This is a genomic window from Terriglobales bacterium, from assembly GCA_035573675.1.
GTDB lineage: Bacteria > Acidobacteriota > Terriglobia > Terriglobales > Acidobacteriaceae > DATMAB01.
Map to the genome: position 1 here is coordinate 78,713 of DATMAB010000006.1, position 19,795 is coordinate 98,507.

At 65.1% G+C, this 19,795-nt stretch carries 17 protein-coding genes; 13 read left to right on the plus strand and 4 right to left on the minus strand.

Annotated features, from left to right (window positions below; all coding sequences use genetic code 11):
* Nucleotides 1-16: 16 nt before the first annotated feature.
* Nucleotides 17-784 carry a DUF4198 domain-containing protein gene (locus tag VNK82_00775; GenBank protein ID HXE89475.1) on the minus strand — a complete coding sequence of 256 codons (768 nt, stop codon included), beginning with the start codon at nt 782-784 and terminating at the stop codon, nt 17-19.
* Between the two features lie 160 nt (nt 785-944).
* On the opposite strand from VNK82_00775, the gene VNK82_00780 reads away from it, so the two are divergent.
* On the plus strand, nt 945-1,562 hold the full coding sequence (locus tag VNK82_00780) for a zinc ribbon domain-containing protein (protein ID HXE89476.1): 618 nt from the start codon (nt 945-947) through the stop codon (nt 1,560-1,562).
* 63 nt (nt 1,563-1,625) lie between these two features.
* On the opposite strand, the gene VNK82_00785 is transcribed toward VNK82_00780, so the two are convergent.
* Nucleotides 1,626-5,072: an acyl-[ACP]--phospholipid O-acyltransferase gene (locus VNK82_00785; GenBank protein ID HXE89477.1), complete on the minus strand. Its 3,447-nt coding sequence runs from the start codon at nt 5,070-5,072 to the stop codon at nt 1,626-1,628.
* Between the two features lie 65 nt (nt 5,073-5,137).
* Between VNK82_00785 and VNK82_00790 the strand changes: the two genes are divergently transcribed.
* From VNK82_00790 to VNK82_00805, 4 genes are all read left to right on the plus strand, one after another.
* The gene (locus tag VNK82_00790; GenBank protein ID HXE89478.1) at nt 5,138-5,929 is read left to right on the plus strand and encodes an ATP-binding cassette domain-containing protein; all 792 of its coding nucleotides are present in this window, start codon (nt 5,138-5,140) and stop codon (nt 5,927-5,929) included.
* A 640-nt stretch (nt 5,930-6,569) separates the two neighbouring features.
* Nucleotides 6,570-7,199, plus strand: coding sequence for an ABC transporter permease (locus VNK82_00795; GenBank protein ID HXE89479.1), 630 nt, complete (start codon nt 6,570-6,572; stop codon nt 7,197-7,199).
* A gap of 125 nt (nt 7,200-7,324) precedes the next feature.
* Entirely contained in the window at nt 7,325-8,203 is an 879-nt protein-coding gene (locus tag VNK82_00800) for a glycine betaine ABC transporter substrate-binding protein (GenBank protein ID HXE89480.1), read from the plus strand.
* A 111-nt stretch (nt 8,204-8,314) separates the two neighbouring features.
* Complete coding sequence (locus tag VNK82_00805; GenBank protein ID HXE89481.1) at nt 8,315-9,517, plus strand: DUF711 family protein; 1,203 nt, start codon at nt 8,315-8,317, stop codon at nt 9,515-9,517.
* A 99-nt stretch (nt 9,518-9,616) separates the two neighbouring features.
* Here VNK82_00805 and VNK82_00810 read toward each other — a convergent pair whose 3' ends face one another.
* Complete coding sequence (locus tag VNK82_00810) at nt 9,617-11,134, minus strand: DASS family sodium-coupled anion symporter (protein HXE89482.1); 1,518 nt, start codon at nt 11,132-11,134, stop codon at nt 9,617-9,619.
* A gap of 219 nt (nt 11,135-11,353) precedes the next feature.
* Here VNK82_00810 and VNK82_00815 point away from each other — a divergent pair, with 219 nt between their 5' ends.
* From VNK82_00815 to VNK82_00840, 6 genes are all read left to right on the plus strand, one after another.
* Nucleotides 11,354-12,604, plus strand: a complete 1,251-nt coding sequence (locus tag VNK82_00815) for an NCS2 family permease (GenBank protein HXE89483.1) — start codon at nt 11,354-11,356, stop codon at nt 12,602-12,604.
* Nucleotides 12,605-12,725: 121 nt separating this feature from the next.
* A complete protein-coding gene (locus VNK82_00820) occupies nt 12,726-13,502 on the plus strand; it encodes an FAD-binding oxidoreductase (protein HXE89484.1) in 777 nt (258 codons plus the stop codon).
* 60 nt (nt 13,503-13,562) lie between these two features.
* Nucleotides 13,563-14,462, plus strand: coding sequence for a class I SAM-dependent methyltransferase (locus VNK82_00825; GenBank protein ID HXE89485.1), 900 nt, complete (start codon nt 13,563-13,565; stop codon nt 14,460-14,462).
* A 12-nt stretch (nt 14,463-14,474) separates the two neighbouring features.
* Nucleotides 14,475-15,677 (plus strand): aminotransferase class I/II-fold pyridoxal phosphate-dependent enzyme, encoded by a 1,203-nt coding sequence (locus tag VNK82_00830; GenBank protein ID HXE89486.1) that lies wholly within the window; start codon nt 14,475-14,477, stop codon nt 15,675-15,677.
* A gap of 40 nt (nt 15,678-15,717) precedes the next feature.
* On the plus strand, nt 15,718-16,101 hold the full coding sequence (locus tag VNK82_00835; protein HXE89487.1) for an EVE domain-containing protein: 384 nt from the start codon (nt 15,718-15,720) through the stop codon (nt 16,099-16,101).
* On the plus strand, nt 16,101-17,096 hold the full coding sequence (locus VNK82_00840) for a hypothetical protein (protein ID HXE89488.1): 996 nt from the start codon (nt 16,101-16,103) through the stop codon (nt 17,094-17,096). The genes VNK82_00835 and VNK82_00840 overlap by 1 nt, the downstream gene beginning before the upstream one ends.
* Here VNK82_00840 and VNK82_00845 read toward each other — a convergent pair.
* A complete protein-coding gene (locus VNK82_00845) occupies nt 17,090-17,497 on the minus strand; it encodes a nuclear transport factor 2 family protein (GenBank protein ID HXE89489.1) in 408 nt (135 codons plus the stop codon). The genes VNK82_00840 and VNK82_00845 overlap by 7 nt on opposite strands.
* 71 nt (nt 17,498-17,568) lie before the next feature.
* Here VNK82_00845 and VNK82_00850 point away from each other — a divergent pair, with 71 nt between their 5' ends.
* Entirely contained in the window at nt 17,569-18,282 is a 714-nt protein-coding gene (locus tag VNK82_00850; protein ID HXE89490.1) for a DUF72 domain-containing protein, read from the plus strand.
* A 70-nt stretch (nt 18,283-18,352) separates the two neighbouring features.
* Complete coding sequence (locus VNK82_00855; GenBank protein HXE89491.1) at nt 18,353-19,795, plus strand: aldehyde dehydrogenase family protein; 1,443 nt, start codon at nt 18,353-18,355, stop codon at nt 19,793-19,795.

Genomic DNA, 19,795 nt, shown 5'->3' on the forward strand with positions numbered 1-19,795 from the left:
TCGAAACTTGAAACCGTCATTTCGGCACTTCAAACGTCAGCGTCGCGAAAAAGCTCCGCCAGTCGATCTCCGGATCACCCTGCGCCTCGACCATGTGGATGAGCCGCGCATACCACAGCCCCGGACGGTCCAGCTTCAACTGGGCGCGTCCGTTGGTGTCTGTTTCCGCGGTCACCGGGAATTCGTGGCCTTTCACGACCGCGCCCGCATACATCGCGCTTACTCGTACCCCGCCCAGCGGCTTGCCCAGAAACAACACCCGCACCGCGAGCGGCTCGTCTTTGGCGAGCGTCGCCGGGTCTTTCTCCGGCACGATCTCCAGCGCATGCCCCAAAGCCTCGCTCGCCGCCGTTCCGGCGGCGCCTACCAGCAGCTTGGCGTAACGCGAGTACAGTTCGCGGCCTTCGCTCGCGCTCTTGCCGCTCTCTGCGCGGGCCCGGATCACGTCCTTGAATCCTTCGCCCTCGATGTAGCCGTTGAAGTCCTTCGCTGCCAGGCGGATGTAGCGCGGCGCCACGATCATCTCCGCCACTCCGGCCTCCGGTCCTCCCGGCGCGCAGAACTGCTTGCCGCGCTTCGTGCCCTCAAGCGGCCGAACGCCGCCACCGGCCTTTACCTGGAAGCGCTCCACGCGGTCCGCCGTCACCGCGTTCATGGACGCAGGAAAGTGCTCTCCGATGCGCGCGCATACGCGCTTTTCACCCCCGCGCTTTTCAGCCACCAGCCACAAGTCATGCGCGACGCCGTTCGCCGTCAGCAGACCCAGCACTGCCGCACAGATCATGAAAGTCCGTGTCCTCGACATAGCGCCGTATTCTACCGGACCCGTCGAACACCGGCGTCTTTGGGCTTTGTCTTTCAATGAATTCAATGAAGAAATGGTTCAATGAGCAAATCCTTCATCGCCACTCCGCGTTATACTCTCCCTTCACCCGAGGTGCCTCATGGCCTTCTGCACATCCTGCGGAGCGAATATCCCTGATGCCGCCGGCTTCTGTACCAGTTGCGGCAAGAAGGTCGAAGGAGCCGTGCCGGTTGCTGCTGCGCCTGCAACTACCGCTCCCGGCGATGCGCCGTCAAAGTCCGGCAGCGGCCTCAAGATCGTTCTTATCGTGCTGGGCGTCTTCTTCGTCATCGGCATGGTGGTGGTCGGCGCTGTCAGCTACGGCGCCTACCGCATTGCGCAGCAGGCCCGCATCGAGACCAGCGGCGCTGAGACCCGTGTGGAAACACCCTTCGGCACCGTGGAAACTCATCAGGACGTCGAGAAGGCCGAAGAGTCCCTGGGCGTCGCTATCTATCCCGGCGCCACCGCGAAGCCCGGCGGCTCCAGTTCAGTCGAGTTCGGCGGCATGAAGGTCGCGAGCGGCGTTTTCGAAACCGACGACGATCCCGAGAAGGTGATGGAGTTCTACAAGGAGGAGTTCCCCAAGGCCCGCATCATGGCCCAGGATGGCGACACGCAGTCGCTCATGGCCGACACCAAGGACGGCTTCATCACGGTCGCCATCGCACGCCAGGACTCCAAGACCGTCATCACCATTGCCCGCACCGAGAAGTGATGCGCTCCCGGCGGCCAGGGCTTCGCGAGAAGCTCCGCTGGTGGGCGCAGGCTTTTCAATGATTCACTGATTGATTGATTCAACCGCCGTCTCCCCGCTCGCCGCCGCCAGCTTCTGGGCCACGTCTTTCAGCTTCCGCAAATCCAGCTTCCCCGTCCCGAGATAGGGGATGTTGTCGACGTGGAAGAACTGACCGGGCTTGGGTTTCCACAGCGGCGGCAGCTCACAGTTGGCGAACTGTTCCAGTACCGGCTCCAGCTTCTCCTCGGGCAGGGTGTGCAGCACGATGAGCCGCTCGCCTTTCTTATCGTCCGGAACGCAGGTCACGGCGAACACCTGCTCGGTGATATCGGCTATCTCCTGCAGCTTCTCCTCGATCTTCACATGCGGCACCATCTCGCCGGCAATTTTGGAGAAGCGGCTCAACCGGTCCGACACGATCAGGAATCCGTCCAGGTCCATGGAGGCGATGTCGCCGGTGTTGTACCAGCCGCCGCGCAGCACCTCCGCGGTCTTCTCCGGGCGTCCCAGGTAGCCCGTCATCACGTTGGGACCGCGCACCAGCAGCAGCCCCGGTTGCCCGATCGGCACCGGCTCCTGCGTTTCCGGATGCACGATGCGCACGCTCACGCCCGGCAGCGGGTGCCCGATCGACCCCCGCTTGGCGCCCACCTGGCGGAATCCGGGCGCTCGATAATCGCGCGTGTTCACCGCCACGGCCGGCGCGCATTCGGTGCAGCCGTAGCCTTCGAGCGGGCGCAGGCCGAACGTGTCCTCGAACGCCATCGCCACGCGGTCCGGCAGCTTCTCCGCCCCCACCAGCACGAACTGCAGGCTGCCGAAGTCCTCCGGCGAGCAGCGCCGGATGTAGGCCTGCAGGAACGTCGGCGTCGCCACCAGGAACGTGGCCTGGTAGTCGCGCGCCAGCTCGCTGATGCCTTTGGCGTCCAGCGGATTGGGATGGAACACCACTCCCACACCCAGTGTCGCCGGCAGCCATAGCGTCACCGTGTACCCCATGGAGTGGAAGAACGGCAGGATGCCAAGGATGCGGTCCTTCGGGCGCAGCGCGAACGTCTGCGCGATCTGCTCCAGGTTCGAGCCGATGTTGAAGTGCGTGAGCATCACGCCCTTGGGGTCGCCGGTCGAACCGCTGGAGAAGATCACCGTGGCCAGATCGTCGAGCGAGGTCCGTTTCTCTGCGCCTAGCGCCGTCTCCACCAGCTCCTCGGGGAACGTCCACGCGATCAGCAGCGACATCAGCTTCTCGTGTAGCCGCGGCTTCTCCACCACGTCTTCCAGGAAGACCGCGCGCGTCGGGACCTCGATCTTCACTTTCTCCAGGAAGAGCCGCGAGGTGATCACTGTCTGCAGGCTGCACTGCCGCGCGCACGACTCCAGCACCTCTGCGGACGCCGTGTAGTTCAGGTTCACCGGGATCTTGCCCAGGAACGAGGCCGCGATGTTCACCAGCGCGCCGCCCACCGAAGGCGGCAGCAGCACGCCCACCATCTCCTGGCCCTTCCACACGCCGGCCAGGCGATGGGCTACGAACATGGCTTGTGTGAGCGTGGTCGCGAAACTCATGTGGGGCACACGTCCGTCGGCCATGGCGAAACGGAACGGATGCCACCGCGCCCGCCGCAGGAACATGCGGTGCAACGGGCGCATGCGCGCGCGATGATGCTTGTAGGCTTCCGTCTGCAACTCCATCACCGCCTGCCGCACCTCCATGGGGGTCGCCGAGGGCGACAGCGGCTTGCCGAAGCTCACCGTCACCGGATACGGCACGCGCCGCGGCACCTTCCACAGGAAGCGCCCGCGCTCGAAGCTGAAGATCGAGCCCCACACCTCGTCCAGATGCACCGGGATAATGGGCGCTTCGATGCCCTTCATGATCATCTCCAATCCCCGGCGGAAGGGCAGCAGGTGTCCGATGCGCGTAATCTGTCCTTCGGCGAAGATGCACACCACTTCGCCGTCGCGGATGGCGTCGCTGGCCGCGCGCAGCGAGCGGATCATCTCCCGCGGCCGCAGTTGCGACGAAATCGGAATGGCCCGCATGACCCTGGCGAACGGCTTCACGATGGGATGCTCGTAGATCCCTTTGAACATGATGAAGCGCACCCGCCGGTCCGTGGCCGCCATCAGCAGCAGCGCGTCCACGAATGACAGGTGATTACAGACGAACAGCGCACCGCCTTTCTCCGGGATGTTGTCTCGTCCCTCCAGTCGGATGCGGTAGACGGAGTGCGTCAGCAGCACCAGTCCCAGGCGCAGCAGCGCGTCCGGCAGCAGGAAGATCGCGTACCCGGTCGTCGCCAGGGTCAGCACCGAACAGAACAGGAAGATCTCGTGCGGCCCCAGGCCCACTTGCGTGAGGGCGAAGTTGGCCGCCGCCGCCAGCCCCACGGCGATCCACGAGATCAGGTTCGCGGCCGCGATCACGCCGCCCCGGCGCTCTTCCTCCGGGCGATGCTGCAGCAGTGCGTTGATGGGAACGATGAAGAACCCGGCGAAGAATCCCAGCAGGCCCAACAGTGCCAGCACTTCGCGGAAGCTGTGGCCGCCGTACGCCAGCGCCCCGCCGAAAATCATCATGCCCAGCGACCCCAGCGGCACCAGGCCGTACTCGATCTTGTTCCCGGAAAGGTAGCCGGCCGCCAAACTGCCCAGGCCGATGCCCACCGCGATGGCGGCCGAGAGATATCCGTTCTCCACGTAGCCCAGCCGCAGCACGTCGTTCCCGAAAAGCAGGATGTTCAGTTGCAACAGCGCGGCGATGAAGAAGAAGTAGGTGTTGCCGGCCACCGCCAGCACCAGCACGCGGTCGCCGCGGATGTGCGTGATCTGCTCCCATAGTTCTGCCAGGAAATTGGCGCGAAACTTCTTTTCGGGATCGGCAGCGGCGAGGCGCGGGATCCCCGTGGCGAACGTCAGCCCGATCACGGCCAGTCCCAGCAGCAGCGCACCCGACCACGCCTGCCGTCCCGCGAACCACTCCGCCAGCAGCGGCCCGGCGATGATGCCGGCGAGGATGGCCAGGAACGTTCCCAGTTCCAGCACGCCGTTGCCCCACGACAACCGCTTCTCCGGCAGCAGCTCAGGCAGGATGCCGTACTTCGTAGGCGCGAACAGCGCGCTCTGTGAACTCATCAGGAACAGCGCCGCCAGGCATAAGGGGATGTTGTGCAGCGCCAGGGCTGCCAGCGCCACCAGCATCACTCCGACTTCGAGCAACTTCGTGGCCAGCGCGACCGTGCGCTTGCTGAAGCGGTCGGCCAGAAAACCGCCGCTCATGGAGAACAGGATGGGCGGGGTGGCGAACACGATGCCCAGCACCAGCACCAGCCGGTCGCGTTCCGCCGCCGGCAGGTTCATCCCCAGGATGAGGAAGAACAGCAGGTTCTTGAACGCGTTGTCGTTGAACGCGTTCTGGAACTGCGCTGCAATCAGGCACCAGAAGCCGCGCAGGCCGCCCGGCGGCAGGGCATCTTCGGCTCTCGCCATCCTCGCATTCCCCAAAGACTGGCGGGATTGTACCGTTCCTTCCCACAGCGCAGCCACCATTGCTCATGCATCGCCCCCGGGAGCACAATGACGCCGTGCCCGGTGCGAACCATCTCGCCGTCGAATTCCGCCAGGTTTCCTTCCGGGCGGGCGAGCGCACGCTGCTCGCGGACCTCAATCTCGAGGTGCGTGCCGGTGAAACCCTGGTGCTGCTGGGCCGCAGCGGATCGGGCAAGACCACCGCGCTCAAACTCATCAATCGGCTGCTGGAGCCGAGCGCGGGCGAGGTCCGCGTCGAGGGCCGCTCCACTCGCGAGTGGGATGCCATCGCCCTGCGCCGTCGCATCGGCTACGTCATCCAGGAGACCGGCCTCTTTCCCCATTTCACCGTCGAGCGCAACGTGGAAGTGGTGCCGCGCCTGGAACGCTGGCCGGAAGAGCGCCGCCGCGCCCGCGTGGAAGAACTCCTGGCACTGGTGGGCCTGGAACCAGCGCAGTTCCGCGCGCGCTACCCGCACCAGCTCTCCGGCGGACAACGCCAGAGGGTGGGCGTGGCGCGGGCGCTCGCCGCCGACCCTCCCATCCTGCTGATGGACGAGCCCTTCGGCGCGCTCGATCCGCTGACTCGGGCGGAGATTCAGCGCGAATTCCTCGCTCTGCAGCGCCGCCTGGCCAAGACCATCGTCTTCGTCACCCACGACCTGCGCGAAGCGCTGCTGCTCGGAACGCGCATCGGGCTGGTGGACGAAGGCCGCCTGCTCGGCCTGTACTCGCCGGAGGAGTTCACGCGTTCGACCGATGCAGCGGTGGTGTCCTACTTGGCGGCGTTTCGCGGCGTGGACGGAGGCGCGCCCTAGATCCTGTCAAGCAGTTTTTTTCTTGGGGGCGATGAGAACAAGAGGGGCGAGGGACCCGCAGGCCCGCAGGGCCGGAACAGATTAGCCCAGCCCGTAAGGGCTGGGTACCGGTGGAGGTAGGATGCGGCCAGCCCGTGAAGCGGGCGACACGGAGGAGGCCACAAGTGCCGCAATCCTTCGTCAGCAACATGCTCCCTGTCGAACTCGTCGTTGAAGCTGCTAGTCTTACGCCATGTCTTGGGGAGCCGTAGTGGCGGAAGCGGTTTGAACTGTCGTTGAGCAGTTTTCCCTCGCGCTCACCGAAGAACTGTTCGGCAAGGGCTTCCGGAGCAAGAAGCGAAAGCCACCGACCCTCCCGCCTCTCCTGTCGTCCGCTGACCCTCTGCAGTAACTTGCAAGAAATCAGCCCATCGCGCAAAGAATCTCTTGACACCCCATTGTCTTTTTGTTATTATTCAACTGCTGTGATTGATTCACAGCTAAGTCCTTCGGAATCAAAGACCGAGGACTTAAGCTCTTTGAAATCAAAGACCTCCGCACACCGCGACCGGCAAGTCCTGTGTTTTCAAAGACCCAGGGTATAGGGGGAGGGGGTATTGCCGCTCGTCTTTTCTCCCCGGCCGGAGTACCCTCTCCACCCATGTTCGACTTCCTGCTGAAGTATCGGGCTGAAATCTTCACCCTGAGCCTGGAGCACTTGTGGCTGGTAGGCGCGGCGATGGCGCTGGCGGTGGGCATTGGGCTGCCGCTGGGTGTTTTGCTCACGCGCGTGCCGGGACTGAGGCGTGCGGTGCTGGGTTCGGCCAACGTCATGCAGACCATTCCCAGCCTGGCGTTGTTTGGCTTCTTGTTGCCGCTGCCCTGGCTGGGAGCGCGCGCCGACCGCCTGGCCATCACCGCGCTGACGCTCTATGCCCTGCTGCCCATCATCCGCAACACCTACACCGGCATCATGGGCGTGGACCCGGCAGTGCGTGAGACCGCACGCGGCATGGGCATGACCGACGGCCAGGTGCTGTGGCAGGTGGAATTGCCGCTGGCACTGGGCGTCATCCTGGCCGGCGTGCGGGTGGCGGCGGTGATCAGCGTGGGCGTGGCGACCATCGCCGCCGCCATCGGCGCGGGCGGCCTGGGCGAGTTCATCTTCCGGGGCGTGGCCAGCGTCAACAACCAGTTGATCCTGGCCGGAGCGGTGCCCGCGGCCGCGCTGGCCTTGCTCGCCGATCAGGGATTGGGATTGCTCGAACGGCGCTTGCGGCCTGCGGCGTAACGAAAGGGAGATTGGCGCTGCATGGCCATGCTGAGCGAAGCGGAGCATCCCTATCTCCGACAATCGCACTCGAGTAGGGATTCCTAGCTTCGCTCGGAAATGACTTGAGGACGGCCGCGAATCAGATGAAGCGATTGCGATGCATCGCGCTTCTGGCGCTCGTTGCACTCGCGGGCTGCGGCCCCGCGCGCGAAGAGCGCATCGTCATCGGCTCGAAGAACTTCACCGAGCAAGTCGTTCTGGGCGAACTGATGGCGCAGCACATCGAAGCGCGCACCGGGCTGCCCGTCGAGCGGCGCTTTTACCTGGCAGGCAGCTACATCTGCCATCAGGCGATTCTCGCGGGCCGCCTCGATCTGTATGTCGAATACACGGGCACGGCGCTCTCGGCCATCCTGAAGCAGGAGCCACACGGAACCAGCGCGGAAGTGCTGGAGCGCGTGCGGCACGGTTACGGCGAGCAGTTCGGCCTGGAAGTGGGTGAGCCGCTGGGCTTCAACAACACCTTTGCCATGGTGATTCGCGGCGAGGACGCACAGCGGCTGAATTTGCGCACGCTCTCGCAATCAGCGGCGCAGGCGCCGCGGTGGCGATTAGGCATCGGCTACGAATTCCTGGAGCGGCCCGACGGCTACAAGGGCCTGGTCGCCACCTACGGCCTGCGTTTCGCCGAGCCGCCGCGGGTGATGGACCTGGGACTGCTCTATCGTGCGCTCCAGGAAAGACAGGTGGATATGGTCGCGGGCAGCGCCACCGATGGCGTAATCTCCGCGCTGGGCATGGTGGTGCTGGAGGATGATCGGCATTACTTCCCGCCCTACGATGCGGTGCCCATCGTGCGCAGGGAAACGCTCGCGCGGCATTCGCAGGTGCGCGCCGCTCTGGCCGAACTGGCGGGCCGCATCACCGAGGACGACATGCGCCGCCTGAACTACGCCGTGGATGGCGAGCATCGCGACGTGAAAGACGTGGTGCGCGAGTTCCGGCAGGCGAAGGGATTGTGATAGGTTGCAGGCCGTCCTCAAGCTGAGCACGTTCATGCGCAATGAAGGTGATCTATGCAACAAACTCGTCCTCGATTTCTAGGTTGGGGTTGGAAGCTCGCACTGCCACGCATGGCGCTCGCGGCCCTGGTTGCAATACCGCTGCCGGCAATCGGCGCCGAGAAGCCGAAGGTGCGCGCCATCACCGCTTTCGTGAAGCTGGATCGCGCGCGTTACCAGCACCAGGTGCACGAGGCGCTGGGGATGCTGCGGCAGGCACGGCAGGCGTTCCAGCAGGCGGGATACGAGGTGCAGTCGCTGCGCATCGCCACGCAGCCCTTCCCGGAGTATGTGCGCGGGCTGTCGCGGGAGGAAGCGCTGGCCTTCTTCAAGGAGTACGACGAGCTGGCGCGCGCCGAGCAGTTCGACCCGGCGATCGGCCCGGCGATGCCGCTGGACTCGGACGATGCGGCGCAGGCCGATCTGCTTGTGGACATCCTGCGCCAGACCAAGCTGTTGAATGCCAGCCTCACGGTGGCCGATGAGCAAGGGGTGCACTGGAGAGGAGTTCGGGCCGCGGCCCGAATCGTCAAGTCGCTCAGCGAAACGTCGCCGCAGGCCAACTTCAACTTTGCGGCCGCGGCGCGCGTCCCCTCGGGCACGCCGTTTTTCCCCGCCGCGTATCACAACGGCGAAGGACACGAGTTTGCCATCGGCCTGGAGTCAGCCAACGTAGTGGCCGAAGCGCTGGCTTCGTCGCGGGACCCGGAACTGGCACGGCATGCGCTGGAACTGGCGCTCGGGCAATACGCCGACCAGATCGAGCAGGTCGCACTTACCGTGGAACTGCGCACGGGATGGAAGTATGGAGGGCTCGATCTTTCGCCCGCGCCGCTGAAACAGGTCTCGATCGGCGCGGCCATCGAAGGCTTCACCGGCCACCACGTGGGTGCGAGCGGCACCATGACCGCCGTGGCCGTGATCACCGGCGTGCTGCGCTCGCTGCCGGTGAAGCGCGCCGGTTATTCCGGGCTGATGCTGCCGGTGCTGGAGGACGAAACGCTGGCCCGGCGCTGGAGCGAAGGCGCCATCACGGTGGACGAACTGCTGGCTTACTCGGCGGTGTGCGGCACCGGCCTCGATACCGTCCCGCTACCGGGCGAGATCACGGCCGAGCAACTGGAGCGCATCATCGGCGACATGGCGACCATGGCCGTGCGCTTGCAGAAGCCTCTTTCCGCGCGCCTGATGCCGGTGGCCGGAAAACGCGCCGGCGACAAGACGGAGTTCAACGATCCGTTCCTGGTGAATGCGGTCTTACAACCGCTGCCTTAAGAGGACTCCGCCCAGGATTTGCACCGATAACACGGATTTCCAAGCATGAACACTTCGGTTTGCATCGGCGTTCATCTGTGGTGAATCCGCAGCTGTCTCTTAACGAAGAAATGGCATCGCCCAGTGGACCAGGGCCACGATGACGACGATACCGGCCAGGTCCAGCAACAGGCCGTAGCGGATCATGCGGCCCAGCGGGATGTACCCCGAGCCGTAGACGATGGCGTTGCACGGGGTGGAAACGGGCAGCATGAAGCCCAGGCTGGCAGCGAAGGTCGCGCCGAGCGCGGGCTCGAGCGGGTCCAGGCCTGAGGCGCGCGCGATGGCGATGACGACCGGAACGATCATGTTCGCAGAGGCGGTATTCGACGTGGTCTCGGAGAGCAGCACGGCCGCGACCGTGGAAGCGATGAGCAGGCCGAGTGAGCCGTGCAGAGGCAGCAGGCCGGTGATGCCGCGGCCGACCGCTTCCGCCAATCCGGTCTGGAAGCTGAGCACACCCAGCGCAAAGCCGCCCCCGTAGAGCAGCACGACGCCCCAGTCGATCTTTACCGCTTCTTCCCAGGTGATGGCGCGGCGATCGCCGTCGCCCGGCAGCAGGAACAGCAGCAGCGCTCCGACCAGAGCGGCCACGGCTTCCGGCAGGCGCTCGGAGAGCAGGCGGTAGGCCGGGCTGTTCGCACCGGCGAACAAGCCCACGAAACCGGGAACGACCCACAAGGCCACGGTGACCAGGAAGGCGGCGAAGGTGGACTTCTGCGCGCGCGTCCAGGGTCCGAGCTTCTGCTTTTCGCGATGCAGCATTTGGCTGCCGCCGGGGATTTCCGCCACGCCCGCGCCGCTCAGGTAGTTCAGGTAGGCGAACAGGAAGAAATAGAGCAGCAGCACGACGGGCGCGCCGATCATCACCCAACGGAAGAAGGGGAACTCGACGCCGGCAAGCTGGCGGATGAAGCTGAGGCCGATGAGGTTGGGCGGCGTGCCGATGGGCGTGGCCAGGCCCCCGATGGAGGCCGCGAACGAGGTCATGAGCATGAGCCCGGTGGCATAGCGGCGTGCGGAGACGCCGCCCACGCCGTCCGTGTACTCGAACAGGAAGGCCAGAATGGACAAGCCGATGGCGAACATCATGGCAGTCGTGGCGGTGTTGGAAATCCACGCCGAGGAAAACGCGGTGACCGCGCCGAAGGCGAACAGGATGCGTCCCGGGCGCGCACCCACCCAGCGCAGAGAGAGCACGCCGAAAGCCAGCCTGCGGTGCAGGTTGTGGACGAACAGAGCGCGCGCCAGAATGAAGGCGCCGATGAACAGGAACATCAACGGGTCGGCGAAGGGAGCGAACACGTCCTTGGCGGGCGCCACCTCGAGCAGCACGCAGGCCGCGGCGCCGGCCAGCGCCGTCACGGGCAGCGGCAGTGCCTCGCTCATCCAGAGCACGACCACCGCCACCATCACCGCCGCCAGACGGTGCGCCTCGGGCGGAAGATTCGGGAAGGGCGCGAGCAGCACCGCGAGAAACGCGGCCGGCGCCAGCCACAGGCCGACGCGGCGGCGCAGGCGCTCGAAGCGCATTTCGCCGGCGCTCAGCTTTTCCAGCGCGTGATGTGGAGGATCCACGGCCACGGGCGAGCAAGGTAAACGGCGCAGGAGCGGGACGTCAAACGGCGGACATTGTCCGCTTATGAAGATGAATGGCCTGCTCGGGGGTAGGGTTCAGTGTTGGGGAATCGGTTTCCACTTCGGTATATTTTCCCGGCCCGGGGAGAGACGCCCATCGGCGACCGCATCCGCAGATACTTCGAGTTCGAAGCACACCGCACGGACTTCCGCCGCGAGGTGCTCGGCGGGGTGACCACGTTTCTGACGATGTCCTACATCGTCGTGGTGAATCCTGCGATTTTGAGCGCGGCGGGCATTCCGGCGGGTCCTTCGGCGGAGGCCACCATTCTGACCGCCATCTTCGGCACGCTGCTGATGGGCCTGTACGCACGGCGGCCGTTCGCGGTGGCTCCGTACATGGGCGAGAACGCGTTCATCGCGTTCACCGTGGTGGGCCTGCTGCACTTCTCCTGGCAGGCGGCGCTGGGCGCGGTGTTCCTGGGCGGCGTGCTGTTCATCCTGCTCACGGTAATGCGGGTGCGGCAGTGGCTGGTGAGCGCCGTGCCGCCCACGCTGCGCTACAGCTTTGCGGTGGGTGTGGGACTGTTCATGACCTTCATCGGGCTGAACGTCAGCGGGATCGTGAAGCTGGGAACGCCGGGCGCGCCGGTGCACATCGGCGACCTGCGCTCGGCCGCTCTGCTGGTTTCCGTTTTCAGCTTCCTGCTGATGGCGGTGCTGATGATCCGCCGCGCCCCGGGCGCCATCCTGTTGGGCATCCTGGGAAGCACCGTGGTGTCCTACGTAGCGGGAGTGGCTGCGCCTCCGGAAAAGGTGCTGAGCATGCCGCCGAGTTTGGAACCGATCTTCCTGAAGATGGACCTGGCAGGCGCGCTCGACCTGGGCTTCTTTGCCGTGGTGCTGACGGTGTTCGTGATGTCATTCGTGGACACGATGGGCACGCTGATCGGGGTGGCGGCGCGCGCGGGCTTCCTGGACGCCGAAGGCGACCTGCCGCAGATCGAGCGCCCCATGCTGGTGGACGCGCTGGCCACCACGTTCGCCGCCGCGGCAGGCACGACCACGGCGGGCGCGTACATCGAATCGGCGACGGGCGTGGAAGCGGGCGGGCGCACGGGCTTTTCTGCGGTGATTACCGCCGGGCTGTTCGGGTTGACCCTGTTCTTCTCGCCCTTTGTCGCGGCCATTCCGCCGCAGGCCTACGGGCCGGCGTTGATCATCGTGGGCCTGCTGATGCTGGAGCCTATCACGCGCATCAACTTCGGCGACCTGACCGAACTGATCCCGGCGTTCGCCGTGGTCACACTCATGAGTTTCACCTACAACCTGGGCATCGGGATCACCGCCGGGTTCGTGCTCTATCCCTTCGCGAAGCTGGTGGCCGGACGGAGCCGCGAAGTGCGTTCGGGAATGTGGGTGCTGGGGGCGCTGTCGCTGCTGTTCTACGTCTTCTACCCGTACGGGTAGAAGACGGCGGTTAGCGGTCAGCAGTCAGCTCTTAGCTTTTGGCTCTTGGCTGAGGCAGTCCCAGCGTTGCGCCTAGTGGTAAGCTTTGGAGCCTTAAACTCACGCGGTGCGAGGTGCAGGAATGGCTGCTGGCGACGACAAGTTCTACCGGCCCCGGATCCTGGAACGCAAGGACTTTGCTCCCGACCTATGGAGCATCCGCGTTGATCCGGGCGGCGAATTCAAGTTCGCCGCGGGCCAGTACGCCACGCTGGCCGTGCAGACCGAACAGAAGCTGGTGCAGCGGCCGTACTCCATCGTCTCCTCGCCGTACGAGAAGGAGATCGAGTTTTTCTTCGAACTGGTGCCGCAGGGTGAGCTGACGCCGCTGCTCTACAAGCTGCAGCCGGGCGATGAAGTGCTGATGCGCAAGGCCGCAAAGGGCCACTTCACCATCGACTTCAAGAGCGGGCGCACCAGCCACCTGCTGCTGTGCACGGTAACGGGCATGGCGCCCTACGTCAGCTACCTGAGGACGCTCTATCGCGATTGGAAGGAGGGCAAGTATCCGGAGCCGCATCGCTTCTTCCTGGTGAGCGGAGCCAGCCGGTCGTGGGAGATGGGTTATCGCGGGGAGACGGAAAAGATCGCCGGCGAAGTGCCGTGGCTGGAAGCCGTGCACACCATCAGCCGTCCGTGGGAGGACCCGGAATGGAAGGGCGAAACCGGCCGCGTGGATGATCTGATCCGCAAGTACACCGATCTGTGGCAGCTCGATCCGGCGAAGACGACCGCCTATCTCTGCGGACATCCGGACATGATCGAGAACGGCAAGGGCATCCTCAAGCGCAAGGGTTTCGCCAAGGAAGCGATGAAGGAAGAGGTGTACTTCATTCCCGGCAAGGGTGGCGGGACGTAGAGCGGGCAGGTGCGCGCCGAAGGTGCAAGGCTGCGGCCGCGCCTGCTATAAGGTTGGGCCATGGCCAGGGCCCTGAAGCGAATCGCGCGCCGCAACGGGTTCCTGTACGTGCTGTACAACATCCCGCGGCTGCTGAAGGGGTATTACCCCATCTTCCTCGACTACGCGGTGCGGCCGGTGCCGCGCTACGGTTACGGTCGGCCTCCGCACCCGCAGCTCTACGCGCTGTTCTCCCAAGAGAAGGCGCGCTATCGTGAGATGCTGCGTGGTTTCCTCGCCTTGGAGCCGTTCCTGGTGAAGATTCCTCTCCGAGCGGAGAAGCATTCGACCGAGCCCTGCTGGATCAACAACTGGCTGGACGGGTTGGATACCCTGGCCCTGTATGCGCTGGTGGCGCAGCGCAAGCCGGCACGCTACATGGAAGTCGGCTCGGGCTATTCGACCAAAGTAGTGCGCCGCGCCCTCCGCGATCACGGGCTGGGGACGCGGGTGACGTCGATCGATCCGCGGCCACGCGCCGAGATCGACGCCCTGTGCGACGAGGTGATCCGTCACGGCCTGGAAGATGTGGAACTGGCGCGTTTCGACGAGCTCGGCCGAGGCGACATGCTGTTCGTGGACGGCTCGCACCGCAGCTTCATGAACTCCGATGTGACGGTGTTCTTTCTCGACGTGTTGCCGCGGCTGAAACCGGGCGTGCTGGTGCACGTTCACGACATCGACCTGCCGTACGACTACATGCCGGAACGCGCGGAGTGGTACTACTCGGAACAGTATCTGCTGGCGGCCAGCCTGCTTGCGGGGCACCAGGATTACAGCATCGTGCTGCCCAATGCGTTCATCAGTAAGGAGCCGGACGTGATGGAAGTGTTGCAGTCCTTCTGGTCGCGGCCGGAGCTGGCGGGCGTCGCGCCGAAAGGCGTCTCCTTCTGGCTGGAAACGCGCACGAAGACGGAGTAATCAAGACCCATCATGTCCACGAAGAGTCCGGTCTCCACCAAGCGGATGGTCAGCGAGAAAGCGGAGCGGTTTACCGAGAGCGTGATCCGCGAGATGACGCGCCAGGCGATGCTCCACGGCGCGGTGAACCTGGCGCAGGGATTTCCGGATTTTGCGGCGCCGGAGCAAGTGAAGCGTGCGGCACAGCAGGCCATCGCGGCGGACATCAACCAATACGCCATCACCTGGGGCGCGAAGAGCCTCCGCCAGGCGATTGCGCGGCAGATGCAGGCGTGGCAGGGATTGGAGGTCGATCCGGAACGCGAGATCACGGTGTGCTGCGGCTCGACCGAGGCCATGATCGCCTCCCTGATGGCGGTGACCAACCCGGGCGATGAGGTGGTAATCTTCGAGCCCTTCTACGAGAACTACGGGCCGGACGCCATCCTCTCCGGCGCCCAGCCCCGGTTCGTGAAACTGCGTCCGCCGGAGGATCCTGCGGGCGAATGGACGTTCGACCGCGAGGAGCTGCGCGCGGCCTTCAACGAGCGCACCAAAGCCGTCATCGTCAACACGCCCAACAATCCCACCGGCAAGGTGTTCACGCACGCGGAGCTGGAGTTCATCCGCGACCTGTGCGTGGAGTTCGACGCGCTGGCGCTCACCGACGAGATCTACGAACACATCCTGTACGACGGGCGGGAGCACATCTCCATCGCGCGGCTGGAGGGCATGCGCGACCGCACCGTGACCATCAACGGGATGTCGAAAACCTACAGCGTCACCGGCTGGCGGGTCGGCTGGGCGGTCGCGGCGCCGCACTTGACTGGCGCCATCCGCAAAGTGCACGACTTCCTCACCGTGGGTGCAGCCGCACCGCTGCAGGAGGCCGGCGCTGCGGCGCTGGCTCTGCCGGCGACGTACTATCAGGAGCTGGCGGCTGCGTACCGGGCGCGGCGGGAGCGGATGCTGGCGGCGCTCCACCAGGCGGGCTTCCTCGCCTACGTGCCGCGCGGCGCGTACTACATCATGACCGACATCCGCAGCTTCGGCTTCCCGGACGATGTGGCCTTTGCCCGCTACCTGGTGGAAGAGGCCGGGGTGGCGGTGGTGCCCGGCTCCAGCTTCTACAACCATCCGCGCGACGGCGCCCAGCAGGTCCGCTTCGCCTTCTGCAAGAAGGACGCGACCCTGGACGAAGCGGGAAAGCGGCTGCTGAAGCTCGCGAAGGAGTAGGAATTTGTCATTGTGAATTTGTAATTGGTAATTTCTCTCCATGCCCTATCTATTGAAAACCGAACCGTCGGAGTATTCCTTCGACGACCTGGTGCGCGACAAGAAGACGCTGTGGGACGGCGTGACCAATCCGGTGGCGTTGAAGAACCTGCGCGCCATGAAGCCGGGCGAGAAGCTGGTGATCTATCACACCGGCGATGAGAAGCGCGCCGTCGGAACGGCTTCGGTGGCGAAGGTGGACGCAAGCGACCCGAAGTCCCCGCAAGTCATCATTGCGGCGGGACAGCCTCTCAAGACGCCGGTGACGCTGGCCGAGGTCAAGGGAAGCCGGCTGTTCGCCGACTCGCCGTTGGTGCGGCAGGGCCGGCTCTCCGTAGTTCCGCTGAGCGGAGCGCAATACAAGTTCCTGACAGGAGCCCAGTGATGCGTCCGTACGGGTTGGCTTTCATTCTTCTGATGGCGACTGCCGCGCTGTTCGCCGCGGCGCCGGCAGGCGAAATCGAAGTTCAGATAAAGGAGTGGGACGTGCCGACACCCTCGTCGCGCCCTCACGATCCCGCGGTCGCGCCCGATGGCGCGCTCTGGTACACCGGCCAGAACGCGAACACGCTGGGACGGCTGGATCCCAAGACGGGCGCCATCCGCGAGTACGCCATGAAGACGCCGCAGTCGGGTCCGCATGGCCTGGTAGCCGACGCCGAGGGCAACATCTGGTACACGGGCAATTACAAGGCGCACGTCGGCAAGCTCGACGCGAAGACCGGCACGGTGACCGAGTACGCGATGCCGGATGCGCGCGCGGTGGATCCGCACACGCCCATCCTCGACCAGAAAGGCGTGCTGTGGTTCACGGTGCAGCGCGGGAACATGGTCGGGCGCCTCGACCCGAGAACAGGCAAGGTGGAACTGCGCGAATCGCCCACGACGAATTCGCGCCCCTACGGGATCGTGGTGAACTCGAAGGGCGTTCCGTTTTTCTGCGAGTTCAACACCAACAAGCTGGCCAGCATCGATCCGGCGACCATGAAGATCACCGAGTACACGCTGCCGGAGGGGGCGCGGCCGCGGCGTCTGGCCGTCGCTTCGGACGATACCCTCTATTACACCGACTACGCGCGTGGCTACCTGGGTCACCTGGATCCGAAGACCGGCAAGGTCGAGGAGTGGCCCACGCCCGGCCAGCCCATGCCCAATCCGTACGGGATCGCCATCACGCCGGACGGGATGGTATGGTTCAGCGAAGCCGGGGTCAGCCCGAACACCTTGGTGCGCTTCGATCCGCGGACGAAGACGTTCCGTAGCTGGCCGATTCCTTCGGGCGGCGGCGTGGTGCGTCACATGGTCGCGACTCCGGACGGGAAACTCTATCTGGCGTGCAGCGGGGTGAACAAGGTGGCGGTGGTCGAGGTCCGTCAGTAGCGCGTGACGCCCATGACCTTCCACACCGGTTCGTTGTCGGCATAGACGCGCCACTCCGCCACCAGGCCCTCGCGGACGACGGCCAGCCAGGCCGCGGGAATCTCCCACTGCCGCGCTGGATCCAGGTCACCCTGAACGGCGTACGTGCCACGAGCGTTGCCGATCAGGGCCGCGGCATCACCGCGCTCGAAGCTGTACTCCACGATGATGGTGTAATCAGGGAACCAGGCGAAGTAGGTGCGCCAAGGCTCGCGCATGTTGTCGCGTCCGCGCACTTCGTTGCCCAGCCCGTCCACGAAGCGATGGTCCTCGGTCATGAGAACACACATGGCCTCCACGTCGTGGCGGTTGATGTGCTCGACGAACTGCAGGGCGATACGGAGAGAATCCGGTTGATCCATCGCGTGCACAAGAATGCGGCACGGAGCCTGCGTTGTCCAGCTTCCGCGGCGGGTGATAGATTGCGAAGGCCATGGCCCGACTCTACGCCGGCACCTCGGGATGGTCGTATCCGAGCTGGAAGCCGGACTTCTACCCTGCGAAGCTGCCGTCGAAGAAGTTTCTCGAGTTCTACGCCACGCGGCTGAACTCGGTGGAGCTGAACGTCACTTTCCGCCGCTTTGCCACGGCCTCCATGCAGCAGGGTTGGATCAGCGTGACGCCGGCGGAGTTCCGCTTCTCCGTGAAAGCGCATCAGAACATCACGCATGTGCTGCGTATGCGCAATGCGGAGGAATTCACCCGCAGCTTCCTCGGTTCGCTGCAGCCCATGGCGGAGGCGGGCAAGCTGGGCACGGTGCTCTTCCAGTTGCCTCCATTCCTCAAGTGTGACGCCGCGTTGCTGGCGGACTTCCTGACACTTCTTCCGCGTGCCGCCCGGCCGGCGTTCGAGTTCCGCCATGCGTCCTGGTTCCGCGACGAGGTCTACAAGCTGCTCGCGGATTCCGGCGCCGCGCTGTGTGTCGCAGAAAGCGAAAAACTGGAAGTTCCGGAGGTCGCGACTGCGGACTTCCTCTACTTCCGGCTGCGCAAGCCGGAGTACTCGCCGGCGGAGCGCACGGAGATCGCAAACAAGACGCGGGGACATCTGGCTGCAGGCCGCGATGTGTTCGTGTACTTCAAGCACGAGGAGACTCCAGACGGGGCGCGATACGCCGAAGAGCTCCTGAAGACCCTGCAGGCCTAGAGATTCGTTTCTGACACGACGCGTAGTAGAGCGCGTACACTGAACCCAGGCTCCGACTCGGGAGACCACGATGGCGGAGATCATCACGGCGGCGAAGTCATTCGGCTTCCTGCTGGGCGGAGAATGGCGCACCGAGGGAGATGCGGTTGAAGTGCGCTCGCCGTTCGACGGCTCGGTGGTGGGCACGACCTTCCGTGCGACGTCGCAGCACATGGACGCCGCCATCGCGGCGGCCGTGCAGGCGTTTGCCGTCACGCGCAAGCTGCCCGCGTACGAACGGCAGCGGGTGTTGAGCACCGCGGCGCGAACGATCGCCGAGCGGCGCGAGGAGCTGGCACGGACCATCGCGCTCGAAGCTGGCAAACCCATCAAGACGGCGAGAACGGAAGTCGACCGCGCCATCCTTACCTTTTCCATCGCCGCTGAAGAGAGCACGCGAATCTATGGCGAGTACCTGCCGCTCGACCTGCAGGCCGCCACCGCCGGCCGCTGGGCGCTGGTGCGCCGCTTCCCCATCGGTCCCATCGCTGCCATCACGCCCTTCAACTTTCCGCTGAATCTGGTGGCACACAAGATCGCGCCGGCCATCGCCGCCGGCTGCACCATGGTGCTGAAACCTGCGCCGCAAGCGCCGCTGAGCGCGCTTTCCCTGGCCCAGATCGTCCACGACGCCGGCTGGCCGGCAGGCGCGCTGAACGTGCTGCCGGCCGCCAACCCGGTCGCGGAAATGCTCGTCACCGACGATCGGCTCAGGATGCTGACCTTCACCGGCAGTGCTGCAGTGGGCTGGGAGCTGAAGAGGAAGTCCGGCAAGAAGCGGGTAACGCTGGAGCTGGGCGGCAACGCCGGCGTCATTGTGCATTCCGACGCCGACATCGCCTACGCTGCCGAGCGCTGTGCCATGGGTGGTTACTCGTACGCCGGGCAGAGCTGCATTTCCGTGCAGCGGGTGCTGGTGGAGGCCGGAGTGCACAGCCAGTTCCTGCGCGAGTTCGTGCCGCGCGTGCAGGCGCTGAAGCTGGGCGATCCGCTGGACGAAGCCACCGACGTCGGCCCGCTGATCAGCGAAGACGCGGCGCGCCGCGCCGAACAGTGGATCCGGGAAGCGGTGGCCGGCGGCGCCCGGCTGCACTGCGGTGGAGCACGCCGCGGCTCGATGGTTGAGCCCGCGGTGCTCACCGGCACCACGCCTGCGATGAAGGTGAACTGCGAAGAGGCCTTCGCGCCGGTCGTGACTGTGGAGCCGTACGAGGACTTCCAGGAAGCGCTGCGCCTGGTAAACGATTCGCCGTACGGGCTGCAAGCCGGGCTGTTCACCAGCGACGCGCGCCTGATCTTCCGCGCCTACGAGGAACTTGAGGTCGGCGGGTTGATGGTGGGCGAAGTACCGACCTTCCGCATCGACCACATGCCCTACGGGGGCACCAAGGACTCCGGTTTGGGACGCGAGGGACTGCGCTACGCCATCGAAGAAATGACCGAACGCCGCCTGCTGATGATGAACCTGCGCTGA